Raw genomic sequence first — 12,675 nt, forward strand, 5'->3', positions numbered from 1 at the left:
GGGGGCAGACGGGTGGCCCGGCTGTCGTGCCGGGTGGGCGCCGGCTCCACGGGCCGGGGGTCGTGTGTTCTGTCGTGTCGTGTCGGGTTGGTGCTGGTCAGGTGCGGTTGGGCAGGGCCTGGATTCGGTCGATCATGGTGACGAGTTCGTGTGCAGGGCCAGGTCTCCGAGACGCGCAGTTCCCGGCGCCGACCGGAACGGACGATCCTCGCGGCGGTGTGGAGGAGCCGGTAGCGGATCTTCTTCGGTTCGGCCTTCGCGAGGTCGCCCTCGAGGGCGAGGAGGCGTAGCCAGGCGAGCAGGCCGCAGGCCATCGCGACCGCGACGCACCACGACCTGTTGATCGTCTTCCGTTTTGAGGGGAGGCGGCGACGTCCGGTGTCCGTGCCACGTCGGATGAACGCCTCGACCCGGGCCTGCATCCGGTGGGCGGCATCGAGGAACGGGACCTGGTGGCCGGTGGGCAGGTTCGTGCCGGTGACCGGGAACCGGAAGCCGGGGTACTGCTCGAACAGCGAGAGCTGCGCGCCGGGCGAGGGGCGCTCCCGTCGCGCGATGAGGCGCAGCGTCGTCGGCCACGTCTGGTAGCGGTCCCCGTCGGGGCTCTCGCCCGGCAGTCCGGTCAGTTCCGTGACCTGCCCGTTCGGGCGGGGTTCGCCGTCGGGGCGCACGGAGGTCGCCCACGCGTGCTCGGGGACGTCGCCGACGACGGAGCGGATCCGGTTGTCGACGTCGAAGCCGACGGCGTCGTACACGGTGCGCTCGGGGTGGGTGGGGTCGTTGCCGAGCTGGTCGAGGAACCGGACGAGGGCGTGGCGGGACCCGGCGCCGTCGACGGTGATCAGCAGCCTGTCGCGGTACCGCTCGGGGAGCTGGGCGATCGCCGCGGTGATGACCTCGATGTGGTCGTCGGCGGTGTTCGAGGGCGGAGCGTCAGGATGAGGCACTCACCGGTGGTGTCGCGTCAGACGGTCATGAGGTGGTGGCCGTAGGTCTTCGTGAACGTGCCGGCGGCGTCCTCCTTGTCGCTGTGCGCGATCATGATGGTCGTGTCGACGCGCGGGACGACGAAGCCGGGCAGGTCGCTGCCCGCGATCGTGGACGGTGGGATCGCCCCGTGCCGGGCGGTGATCTGGCCCCAGACGTGCGCGCGGACCGTCGCGCGGGCGGTGGCGAGCGCGTCGCCCCGATCGGTGGCCTCCCGCAGGACCCGCCAGGTCGTCGCGGTCGAGGCCACCGGGCCGAACAGGTCGGTCTGGTCCGCCAGCATCGCGGTGTCGCCGAGCCGGGTGCCTCCGTCCGCGATCGTGACGGCGACGTCGGTGAACACCCGGCTGCGGTCGTGGCCCGGGTAGGCGGTCGTGCCGGCGAGCGGGCGGTGACCGCCGCCGGCATCCCGACCGTGTCCATCAGCATCCGGGCGCCGGCCGTGCCGGTACGGCTGGTGATCCCGCTCCCACTGACAGGTGCGTACATGCCGGCCGACCACTGCGTAGACTTCACCTGCGAGATGCTCATGATCTTGCGGACTTTGGGGCGTCAGATACCCGTATTATCCCAGGTCAGGGGCACCTTTCTGTCTCCAGGTCCTAGATCACCGGCGAATTCACTGAATAGCCGAGGCTGGCACGGCATACCCACACGCCAATAAAGATCTACAGGGGCTCTCGGCATGGAGGGCGGTCTCCAGCGGTCAGTGCACCGTCCGCTGGAGACCGCCCCCAACGCACCCACATCCGCAGCCTCATCGTCGCCGCCGCCCGCACGATCGCCGCCCACGGCCACGCCGAGGCCACCCGCCAGAAGAAGAAAATCACCAGCCTGGACGAGGAACGCCGCAAACTCCTCCGCCTCCACCTCAACGGCACGGTCGACGAAGACCTCTTCACAGACGAACAAGACCGGCTCCGCCGCGCGCTCGACACCGCCCGCCGGGTCCTGGACACCTGCCAGGCCCAGTGGAAAACCTCGAAGACGCCATCGACCAGATCATGCCGCTCTGCGAGGACAGCCACAGCCTCTACCGCACCGCGCCCGACGGCGTGAAACAGCGGCTCAACCAGGCCGTCTTCCACCGCCTCTACATCCTGGGACACACCCTCACCGGCGCCGACCTGCACAGCCCGCTCGCGCAGCTCCTCGCCGACGATCTCGACGTCCGCCTCGCCTACGAGACACAGGCCTTCGTCAACGACATCCAGGATCCTACGGACACACCCGAAACCGACCAGCGGGACGGCACCCCCGACGACTCCGGAAAGCAGCCCCCGGTCCTCACCGGATGTCTGCCCCGGCAACGGCCCTACGGCCCACTCCCCGCCGAAAAAGATCAACCCCGACTGATCACGACCAGCCGGGGTTCGAACATGGCAACTCTTGTGGACGCTGACGCCGCCGTCACCTTCCACAATCGCCGTCTCGCGCACTCATCCGTGTGAACGGGTTCGTGGTCTCGCACGGACCCCGGGGCACGGCCGGGAGGTGCGAATGGGCGGAACGCGCACGCCAGACACCACATGATCGTCACGGTGAAGGTCCTCGGCTTACGGGCACGGGATGCCGGGACGGTCGCCGCGGCGGCGCTGCGGATCGTGGACTACGTCCAGGGCGGAGCCCCGTCCCCAACGGTCGAAACAGCCGCTTATTACTCCCGGGAACGAGCGCAAGGGCAGGCACGAGGGTCCGCCGCGTCCCTGGCCGGCCTACACGGCATCGTGTCAGCGGAGCACCTGCACCGGTTGCTGATGGGCCGGCATGCGGTGACTGGACGGCCGCTTCTGCCCCCGTCGGGTTCCGCGGGCCGGGTGGAACGCCTTCCCGCTCCGCAGGTGGACGTCCGGACAACGCTCACCCTGGCCGAAGCAGCGCGGATCGCCGGTGTGGCCCCGTCCTACCTGCGACGACTCGCCGAACGCGGAATTACTACGGGAGCCGACGCAAACCGTCGGATCAGCCAGGGCCCGTCACCGGAAGCCGTCGACGACGCGACCGGCTCCGAAACGCCCGCTCTTGGAACAGAACCCACGGGCGAAGCAGGGCAGATCGGCCATTCTCCGCAGGCTCGGCTCACTGCCCACAAGGACCCCTCCGGCCGGTGGGTGGTCGAGCGGGACGAACTGATCCGGTTCATGGCCGAACGGGACCCGCCCACCGTCGTCATGGGCTTCGATATCACCTGCGCCGCGCCCAAGAGCGTGAGCCTGCTGTGGGCATTCGGCGACGACGACCTGCGCCGGGACGTCGCCGCCGCGCTGAACGCCGGGGTCGACGCCGCTCTCGGCTACCTGGAGCGGTACGCCACGGTCGGGATGGTCGACGGCCGTAACCGTGCCGGCCTCGGCCTGGCCGTCGCCTCCTACCTGCACGACACATCCCGCGCGAACGAGGCACACCTACACGTTCACAACATCGTCGCGAACGCGGTCGCCATCCCCGTCCTGGACGACAACGGTCAGCCCGAACGCGGCGCAACCGGAACCGCTCGGGTCGAGTGGCGGGCGCTCGACAGCGAGGTGCTGCTGGCCCATCGCGTCAGTGCCGGATACGTGGGCGCGGCGGCGCTGCGGCACGAACTGTCCCGCCGCCGCGGCCTGGAATGGCAGACGGTCCGCAACGGCGTCGCCGAGCTGGCGGGCTTCCCTCCGACTCTGTTGGAGGCGTTCTCATCCCGCCATGCCGAGGTGCAGCGCGAATTCGCCCAACTCGTCGCGGACGGGCTCGCACCCGACGCCCGCACCGAGGTCGCCGCGCAGCGCGGGTCCCGCGCGCCGAAAACGGTCCTCGCCGACGCCCAGGTCCGGGCCGTGCAAGCCACGAAGCTCACCGAGGCCGGTTGGACAGTGGAACAAATCCGCGCACTCGGCATCCACCGTCAGCGGTCATTCGAACCTCCCACCGACGACGAGATCTCCGCGCTGGTTGACCGGCTCGTCGGACACAACGGGCTGACCGCGAACCATCCGACGTTCACTCTCCGCGACGTCCATCAACAGGTCGCGGCCTGGGGAGTGGACCGGCTCGATCCCACCGCCATCAGCACCATCAGCGAACAGATGCTCGCCGATCCCCGGGTCGTTCTGGTCGACGACACCGCCGCACGCCGCCGGCGGCTCCCCGAACTGATCTTCACCACCGCGGAACTGTTGGAGATCGAAGACAAGCTGATCAGCCTGTACCGGCAAGGACGCGCCGACCATGCCGGCCACGACCATCGTCTCCTGGCCGCTGACGTCCTCGAGCGGGCTCTCATCCGGCTCGCAGCCTCCCCCGCCATCCAGGCATCGGCCGCGGCATCAGACCCCCGGTTGGACGACGAACAGCTCGACCTCGTCCGCCAGGTCGTCGGCAGCGCAGATCTGATCCGCCCGGTCATCGGGGAAGCTGGCACCGGCAAGACCACGGCGATACGTACAGCCGTACGCATCCTCACCGGCGCCGGCTACCAGGTCTTCGGCACCGCCCACGGCGGAAAACAGGCTGAGGACCTCAGCGACGACCTTGGTGTCCCGGCCCGGGTGGTCGCCGGCTGGCTGACGCTGCTCGACCACGCCGACGACCCCGGCCAGGTCTGGACACCGGGGACGGTCGTCGTCCTCGACGAAGCGACCCAGGTCGCCACCCGCGACGCCGAACGCCTCGCCCGTTACGCCGCGCGCACCGGCACGGTCCTCATCCTTCTCGGCGACCCAGCCCAGCTCGGCTCGGTCGGCGCGGGCGGTTGGTACGCCCATCTGGTCACCGCCTTCCCGGACGCGGTCGGCCGCCTGACCACCGTCCGTCGACAACGGGGACCTGCGATGGCCGAAGTCCGCGCGGCGCTGCACGGGCTACGCTCGGCACTTCCCGACGACGTTGAACGCTCCCTGCGCCGCCTCGCCAACGACCGGCGCATTGATGTGTTCGACGACCGCGAGACGATGCTGGCCGCCGTCGTCGACGGCTGGTACGCCGACCGCACAGCCGCGGCCCGACCCACCACCGACGGTGGGAGCGCCACGGACCGGACGCGGAGCGCGTCGCCGTCGGCAACGGGGGGAAACCGGCGGCGACGCCGAGACCGGACCGCGGCGCGTGCGCTGATGATGGCCGAACATCACCGCGACGTCGAGACCCTCAACCAGGCCGCCCGTACCCGGCTGGCCACCGACGGCACCCTGACCGGCCCGGTACTGCACGCCGCCGGCCGGCCCTTCCAGATCGGCGACGACGTCATCACCCTCACCCAGGCCGGGCACACGCTCGTCCCTCATGGTCAACGTTCCTCCGACTACGTTCGCACTGGCACGATCGGCACGGTCACCGCCGTCCACGTGGACCCCGCTCACCCCGAGCGGCAGATGCTCGACGTCCGGTTCCCCGGCAAGGGCACGGTCAGCGTCGACTGGATCTACCTCACCCACCAGTTCCCCGATGGGCGCACCGGCGGGCTCGGCCATGCCTACGCGCTGACCGCTCACAAGGCCCAGGGTGCGGACATGGCGACCGCCCGACCGGTCGTTGTCGACGACACCAGCCGGGCCGGCCTGTACGTCATGCTTTCCCGCGCGCAGGACGACCTTCGCGCCTACCTGATCCGCCGACCCGAACTCGAAGCGAATCTCGACGACGAAGACTGGCTGCCGATCCTGCCCCCGCAGGGCGAGACGATCGACCGGCTCGCTGACCGGCTCCGCCGCTCCCGCGCCGAGCGGCCCGCCGGGGACATCGACCCGCACGCGCACGCTGCCCACCGACTCCGCCAGGACCACACCCTGGCGGAGTTGACGGCACTGCGCCGTGACGCAAGCGCACCGACAACGGATCGCGAGCTGAGTCGCGTGGACCCAGTCGTACTACGCCGGGCCGAACTCGCCGGCGAAGCCGCGGTCAGCGCCGCTGCCCGGACCAACCCACCCGCCCGGCTCATCGCCCGCATAGGGCCACGGCCTCCGATCGGGCCGGATCGACTCATCTGGGATGAGGCCGTCGCAGCCCTGGCGATTTACCACGCCCGACACCAGCCCGGCAGCCCACCGCACGATCCCGGGCCGGAGCCCCCGATGGACACCGACGACCCGATCGTCAGGTGGCAGGATCTCCACGAACAGGCGGTGGGGATCGCTGCCGCGTGGGCGATGCGGCTGCCGCCGCCGGTTGCCCGACGCTTCCACAGCGCCGCCGAGCGAGTGCCCCGCGAGCGGGCCATCGCGGGTATTCATGCACTCCTCGACACCGGCCGACATCCCGACACGGTCGCCGCCCAGCTTGCCGCAGGCGACCAGGAGTCGGTGCGCACAGGTGCCGCGATTCTTGAGAACCGTGCGCACACGCTGTGCACCGCCGCGGGCGTTCACCCCGCCGCCTACCAGCTCCGCCCGCCGCGAACGGCCCGTCAGGACTGGGCACGCGTCACCCAACTCTTGGACGCCGCGGTGACTACACGCCTTTCCCACCTGCCCACCTCGACGCTGCTCACCGAACGGAACAGGCTCGCCGAGATCCTCGTCGCGACGTCGACCACCGATGCGGCGACCACTGATGCGGCGCGGGAGACTCGTCGGCGGGTCGCGGACAGAGCACGGGCAACCGCCTCCCGCCTCGCCATTGCCGTACAGGCGCTCGATGACGCCGAACAGCACCTGCGCCGCACCGAGTCGGACCGTCGAAGCCGCGGCCAGACAGCCGCGCTTCACGCCGCGCGAAAGCGTCTCGATCAACTCCGCCGAACCCATGCCGAAGCGGAGCAGGCATTGGAGGACACGCAGACCGAGCACGACGCCGTCGACCTGAGCGCACCCACCCTTGTCGAGGCGCAGGCCACGGTCGCCAGTCGGCTCCGGCGTGTCGGAGCCGCGCAAGCCCGCCAGATCGACCAAGCGGTGGTCCGGCTGGTTGCCGAGCCAGCCCACTACCTCACCGGCCTCCTCGGGCGCCCACCCCGGCATCTCGGCGATGATGCCGACACCTGGCTCCGCCGGGCCCGCGATATCGAGGACTACCGTCATCACGTCCTCGGCCTCCCTTACGGCGCTCCTGCCGCGCCCGTCGACAGCTCCCCCCGCGCACGCGCGGTTGGGCCCGCTCCCGCCGATCCAAGCCAGCGCCGCCGTTACGAAGAGATCATCCAGGACCCTTCGAGCCTCGGCCTCTGCCTTTAAACGGACCACCACACGGAAGGAGTCATAACTTTGCGTATATCGATACCCGCACCATGCCGATTTTAACTACAGAAAGTAATATTTACGTGACGCGAGTCGCAGATTATTACAAGTACTTGACTGGTAAAGGCACCTGATGGACCGTGCATATGGACATTTCTTCTCAGATAAGGAGGATTGTAACCATCGGTATCCAATATGACTTCAACCATCGAGCCGGTCATAGTTCCTCTGATGCGACCTTATACCGAATCGAGACGTTTTGATCTTTTCTGGCGCGCCCGCCGTGATTCGTTCGATAGCCGGTTTGTCCACAGTTGCTCTCGTGGTGGCCGTCAGCCTCTTCGGATGCGGGTCGGCCGCCGGCCCTCGGCCTCTGGAGTCGCCCGCGGCCACGGGTGACCGGACGCTGACATCCGGTCCGTCCACGGCGGTCAGCACCCGGCGAACTCCGGACGCGGCGGCAGAGGCCTCCCGCCAGGTCACTGCTGCACAAGCCGACTATGACCACGCCTATGCAACCGCCATCGCCGCTCCCGGGAACCCTGCCCAGACCGGGCCGCTCCTCGCCCTGTACATCGAAGGATCACCTGTCAGGACCGCCATGGCCAACCGGCTCCGAGTACTTGCCGACCAGAAATATGCCGGCCGCCGAGGCGTGGCCGGCTACTACGTCATCGAAAGAATCACGGTCAGCGACGACTCATCCGCCGGGCAGGCGGTCGCGACGGTCTGTACCTACGACGACGGCATCGTCTATGACACCGCCAATCGATCAGTCGACGGCAAGGAAATCGTCGTCAACGACGCTGCCGTCAGCGCCCGCACCGACTTCCTGTGGAAACACCAAGGTGGCTCTTGGAAACTCGACGGCGGGACTGTGATCGGAAGCTGGAAGGGCGAGAACCGGTGCCCGCCCCGATAAGAACGGCCGTGATCGTCTCCGTTCTGGCGGTTGCGCTCTGTGTTTCCCGTCCAGCGTGGGCCGCGCTCGGCAACTTCGATCCCGGCGAAAACTCCGACTCGGCCAAGGCGAGAACAGACACCACCCTGAGCGAAATCCTCACCATGGTCGAAAGCGGAACGCCCATCGAGAAGCCCACCGGCACTGGCGCTGTCGATCCCTGCACCTGGTATCCGGGCAGTCTGGTCAACTACTTGATCAACAGTAAGGAGCCGAGCAGGCGCGTAGACGCGGATGGCATATCGTCTACGCTCTACGCGCGCATGTGCCCCGGCGCCGAGATCACTTGGTACTGGATCCGGGCCGCCGATCCCAAGCAGCTTGTCACCGCTGCCACGGCGCAAGCTCGTAGTCGGCTTCCCACCCCGCGTGGCGTCTTCTCGCCGGACGTCACCCACGGCGGTCGCGCAATCGTTCACGTCCCGGTCTGGTTCGCCGTCGATGTCACGCAGTGGGCTCCGATCTCGGCGGCCGCGGCCGTCCCGGGGCTGTCGGCCACCGTGACCGCAAAGCCAGACCGCCTCGAGCTCGACCCCGGTGACGGTTCACCAGCGGTGTCCTGCGCCGGACCGGGACAGGTCCTCGCCCCCGGCACGGACGTTTCGTCCCATGCGCCCGCCTGCTCGTACCGCTACCTCGACGCGTCCACGGTCGCTTCGAACGGGCACGCCTGGAGGGCTCAGCTCCACCTGCACTGGCAGATCACGTGGACGGCCACCAACGGTGACGGAGGAACTCTTGACCCGATCATCACCACGACCGCCTACGACATCCCAGTCGGTGAGATCCAGGCTCTCGAGAACGCCGGAACGGTGACCGGATGACCGATCTTCGACTCCCGCACTCTTTCCAGCACCTCGCGCAGAACCCCGACCCGTACGATCTTCCTTCAGATGTCCCCGACCGGCCTCGAGGTCGGCGCCGGACGATGGCCGTCGCCGCGCTGATGATGGTGCTCGGCGCCTCGGGCGCTCTGTGGCTTACCGCTGACCGAAACACGATGGTCGACGCGGTCATGTTGACCAGAGCCGTGCAGCGCGGCACGACCTTGGAAGCCGGTGACATCGCCATTGTGCGGGTAGCGACGGATGGCACGCCTGTCCGGCTCGCCTCTCCGGACCTGGCCCGAAGTTCGATCGTCGGCCGAGCGGCGCTTCTCGACCTCCCGCCCGGAACCCTGATCACTCCTGAGATGGCCGGCTCGGTTCGCATCCCGACCGGGCTCGCGTCTGTGGGCGTGCGTCTCGCTCCGGATGCCCTGCCCTCCTCGACTGTCCGGGCCGGCGACAGTGTGCAGGTCGTCACCACTGACCGCACCACCGGCAAGGCCACGGAGGTGGGTGAGCCTGTCCAGGTCGCGGCCGTCGAACCCGCACCCAAAGGTACCAACAGTGATCGAACTGTCTATCTGGCCGTACCTGAGGACATTGCGCCGATCATTGCGGGGGCAGCCGACAGCAAGGGCGGAATACGGCTGCTGGGTGTGTCCCGATGAGCTGGGTACCGACACGGCCCGACGACGGCGCGCTCGGCGTCCTCGCCTCCGTAGCCACCACGCACGTTGCCGCCCACCTGGGCCGCACCGGAATGGCCGGGGCGTCAGCGGGCGAAGAGCGAGACGCTCTGGTCGAGGAATCAGTGGCCTCCTTCCTCCGTACGGAGCAGCTCCGACGGGTCAGGTCCGACGAACCCCCGCTGGGCGTTGCCGAAGAAGAAGAGATCCGCAGACATGCCAGGCAGGAACTGTCGCCGCTCGGCCCGCTCGCCCCGTTCCTGCTCACACCCACCTGGTCCGACATCGAGGTCAACGGCTCGTTCAACGTGGTCTGCACCGACCGCGCGTCCGGTCGCCGCACCGAGTTCGGTTCGCCTTTCGACACCGAGGAGCAGGCGTTTGAATGGGTCGCTCAGCAGGCGGCATTGGCAGGCCGGCGGTTTGACGAGGCGAACCCGTCCGTACGCTGCCGGCTCCCTGGGGGTGCGCGTCTGCATGCCCTCGCCAAGGTCACCAGCCTTGTGCACATCGGCTGTCGGCTGTTTCTGCCGGGTCTCGACACCCTCGAGGGGCTGCGCCGAGCGTCGATGTTCGGGGACGATGTCGCGGCCCTGCTCCTCACCGCGGCCCGGCTACACGAACCATTCGGCGTGATCTTTTCGGGCGGGACAGGAGCCGGAAAGACCACACTGTTGCGTGCCTGGATGAACGCGCATCCCGACCCTGTCGTCCTGGACCGGACAGTCACGGTCGAGGACGAGCAGGAGCTCTTTCTCGACCGCGCGCGTTTCCGCAACCTGGTCGATTTCGAAGCGAAAGAATCCAACATCGACGGCAAGGGCGCCTACTCGATGGAGCAGTACCTGTCACGTGACCTCCGCCGTCAGACTCCCGAAAGGGTCGCCCTCGGTGAGCTCAAGCCGGACGGCGGCGTTATGCCCCTGCTCCTCGCCCTCGGGCAGGGTATCGCCCAAGGCGTCGCGACCACCATCCACGCACCATCCGCCGAAGACGTACTTCCCCGCATTCGGACGTACGCGGCGTTCGGTGATCGGCGCACCGACGACACGACCGTGATGCAGACCATCGCCGGCACGGTGAATCTCGTCGTACACGTGGCCAGAGTCGCTGGCCAACGGGCAGTCGTTTCGATCCGGGAGTACGTGGATTACCGGGACGGCCAAGTCACCTCGGCCGAACTGTGGCGGTGGAACCCGCGGGCCGGTCGTGCCATGCGTACCGACAACGACATTTCCGACCGACTGGGTGCCACGTTCGTCGGCGCCGGCATCGATCCCACCGTACTGGCCCGGGACACCTCGTCGGGGACGTGGTGGGGGTGACGACAATCGGCGTGGGCCTGTGTGGCGCCATGGTCGGCCTCGCAGTCTGGCTGCTGGTCGCCGCCGCGTCGGGGCACATCGCGCTGCCGGGCCTGTTGCACCCTGGTGACGCGCTCGGGCCTCGTCACCTGCTTGCCATCACGTCCGCGTGCGGATTGCTGGTCGCGGTCGTTGTACAAATTCCGGTCCTCGGTGTTCTTACCGGCGGCCTGCTCTGGATCGGGCTGACCGCGATAACCGGCCCGTCCGTACCGGCGATCACCCGCATGGGTGACGCTGTGGCGTCGTGGTGCGAGACAGTCCGTCAAGAACTGGAAGCGGGCCAGCCGCTGCGCGCCGCGGTCGTCGCGTCCTGCGACATGCCGCCGGAACCGCTGGCGATACCTCTGGGTCGACTCGCCGAGCGTCTGGAGCGCCAGCAGCTACCGGATGCGCTGTGGGGTCTGCGGGCGGACGTCGACCATGCGGCGATCGGGCCGATCATCGCCGCGCTGGACATCGCTTACCGGCGCGGCGCAGGCGATCTTCCGCGGCTGATGGAAAATCAGGTCGAGGCTACCCGTCACCGCGTGGCAATGCTACGAGACCTGCACGCGTCCCGGGCCAAGCACCGGCGAGCGATGGCGCTGCTGCTTGCCCTGTTCGCGGTCTCGATCGCGGTGTTGATGGTCGTGTGGCCGGCGTTCCTCGCGGCATACCGGCCGCTGGTCGGTGAACTGGTTCTCGGTGGCATCGGCGGGGCTGTGTTCCTCGCGGTCCGATCTCTGGTGCGACTGTCACAGCCGTCGCTTCCACCGGACTTCTTCGCGGTTCGTGACGCAGCGTCCACGCAGACCGCCCGCGCGGCCAGAACGAGGCAGCCACTATGACGGCTATCGGCATGGCTGCCTGCGGCATGCTGGTCGGAGCCGGTATGTGGCTTGCGCTGTATGCGCTGTTCCCCAGTCGGCAACCGTCCGGCCTCGGTGTACAGGCGTCTTCGTCGTTGCGATGGGCCGCGATGTCCGTGACCGGCGTCATGCAGCGTGCTCGGCTCCACCGGCTGCTCCTCACCGAGGAACTGGCGCTTGTCGGACGCGACGCCGAGGCACACACACTTGCGCGGATCGTCTACGCCGTCGTCGGGGCCACGATCGGCGTCACCGCAATGATCGTGGCTGCGGCGGCAGGTATGTCCGTGCCAGGGCTTGCGATCCCGGTCGTCGCCCTGGCCGGGATGCTGTTCGCCCTGGCCGCCGCGGACCGGCCGATCTACCGGCTCGCCGCCGCCCGTCGCAAGGAGGGCGCACTCGCGGTCGCCGCATTCATTGATCTGGCGCGCATCCTGCTGGTCGGTGGTCTCCCGCTGCACACCGCCCTGCAAGCCGCGGCGGACAGCGGAACGGGATGGGCGTTCGGACAGATCCGTGAGGCCCTCAGGGAGGCACGGGATCGCGGAGCGCCCCCGGACGCCGGCCTCGAACGACTTGCCGCCCGTATCCCGGTCCCCGAGTTCGCTGATCTCAAGCGAACCGTCACCTCCGCCCGCCGGGGCGCGTCTCCAGTGATCGCTCTCGAATCCAGGGCGGCAGCGATCCGATCCGCCGAAGCAGCCCAGACCCGCGGCGAGGAGGCCGCCGCAGACGCGCAGATGGAGCTTCCAGGCGCGGTTGTCGCGATCGCCTTCGTCGGCTATCTGACCTATCCCTTACTCAACCTCGTCAGCACTGGACCAACTCCCTGACTCCTAACCCCTCA

The 12,675-nt window shown here is 68.5% G+C and carries 10 protein-coding genes; 8 read left to right on the top strand and 2 right to left on the bottom strand.

Annotated features, from left to right (window positions below; genetic code table 11):
• Positions 1 to 947 (bottom strand): transposase (locus MJ797_RS15050; protein ID WP_239335264.1); only part of this gene is annotated, 947 nt, incomplete at its 3' end.
• A 17-nt stretch (positions 948 to 964) separates the two neighbouring features.
• Positions 965 to 1,489: a hypothetical protein gene (locus MJ797_RS15055; RefSeq protein WP_239335276.1), complete on the bottom strand. Its 525-nt coding sequence runs from the start codon at positions 1,487 to 1,489 to the stop codon at positions 965 to 967.
• Between the two features lie 469 nt (positions 1,490 to 1,958).
• On the opposite strand from MJ797_RS15055, the gene MJ797_RS15060 reads away from it, so the two are divergent.
• From MJ797_RS15060 to MJ797_RS15095, 8 genes are all read left to right on the top strand, one after another.
• Positions 1,959 to 2,438 carry a hypothetical protein gene (locus MJ797_RS15060; RefSeq protein WP_239335278.1) on the top strand — a complete coding sequence of 160 codons (480 nt, stop codon included), beginning with the start codon at positions 1,959 to 1,961 and terminating at the stop codon, positions 2,436 to 2,438.
• A gap of 78 nt (positions 2,439 to 2,516) precedes the next feature.
• On the top strand, positions 2,517 to 7,136 hold the full coding sequence (gene mobF, locus MJ797_RS15065; protein WP_239335280.1) for a MobF family relaxase: 4,620 nt from the start codon (positions 2,517 to 2,519) through the stop codon (positions 7,134 to 7,136).
• 307 nt (positions 7,137 to 7,443) lie between these two features.
• Entirely contained in the window at positions 7,444 to 8,061 is a 618-nt protein-coding gene (locus MJ797_RS15070; RefSeq protein ID WP_239335291.1) for a hypothetical protein, read from the top strand.
• Between the two features lie 8 nt (positions 8,062 to 8,069).
• Entirely contained in the window at positions 8,070 to 8,924 is an 855-nt protein-coding gene (locus MJ797_RS15075) for a hypothetical protein (protein WP_239335293.1), read from the top strand.
• Positions 8,921 to 9,595 carry an SAF domain-containing protein gene (locus MJ797_RS15080; RefSeq protein ID WP_239335295.1) on the top strand — a complete coding sequence of 225 codons (675 nt, stop codon included), beginning with the start codon at positions 8,921 to 8,923 and terminating at the stop codon, positions 9,593 to 9,595. Before MJ797_RS15075 ends, MJ797_RS15080 begins: the two co-directional genes overlap by 4 nt.
• The gene (locus tag MJ797_RS15085) at positions 9,592 to 10,938 is read left to right on the top strand and encodes an ATPase, T2SS/T4P/T4SS family (protein ID WP_239335297.1); all 1,347 of its coding nucleotides are present in this window, start codon (positions 9,592 to 9,594) and stop codon (positions 10,936 to 10,938) included. Before MJ797_RS15080 ends, MJ797_RS15085 begins: the two co-directional genes overlap by 4 nt.
• Complete coding sequence (locus MJ797_RS15090) at positions 10,935 to 11,807, top strand: type II secretion system F family protein (protein ID WP_239335298.1); 873 nt, start codon at positions 10,935 to 10,937, stop codon at positions 11,805 to 11,807. Before MJ797_RS15085 ends, MJ797_RS15090 begins: the two co-directional genes overlap by 4 nt.
• On the top strand, positions 11,804 to 12,661 hold the full coding sequence (locus tag MJ797_RS15095) for a type II secretion system F family protein (protein WP_239335299.1): 858 nt from the start codon (positions 11,804 to 11,806) through the stop codon (positions 12,659 to 12,661). The genes MJ797_RS15090 and MJ797_RS15095 overlap by 4 nt, the downstream gene beginning before the upstream one ends.
• Positions 12,662 to 12,675: the final 14 nt, after the last annotated feature.

This window comes from Protofrankia sp. CiP3, assembly GCF_917627345.1.
In the GTDB taxonomy this organism is placed as follows: domain Bacteria; phylum Actinomycetota; class Actinomycetes; order Frankiales; family Frankiaceae; genus Protofrankia.

Coding starts and splice junctions, on each gene's coding strand:
- mobF (WP_239335280.1), top strand. CDS start 2,517: ATGATCGTCACGGTGAAGGTCCTCGGCTTACGGGCACGGGATGCCGGG.
- MJ797_RS15080 (WP_239335295.1), top strand. CDS start 8,921: ATGACCGATCTTCGACTCCCGCACTCTTTCCAGCACCTCGCGCAGAAC.
- MJ797_RS15085 (WP_239335297.1), top strand. CDS start 9,592: ATGAGCTGGGTACCGACACGGCCCGACGACGGCGCGCTCGGCGTCCTC.
- MJ797_RS15095 (WP_239335299.1), top strand. CDS start 11,804: ATGACGGCTATCGGCATGGCTGCCTGCGGCATGCTGGTCGGAGCCGGT.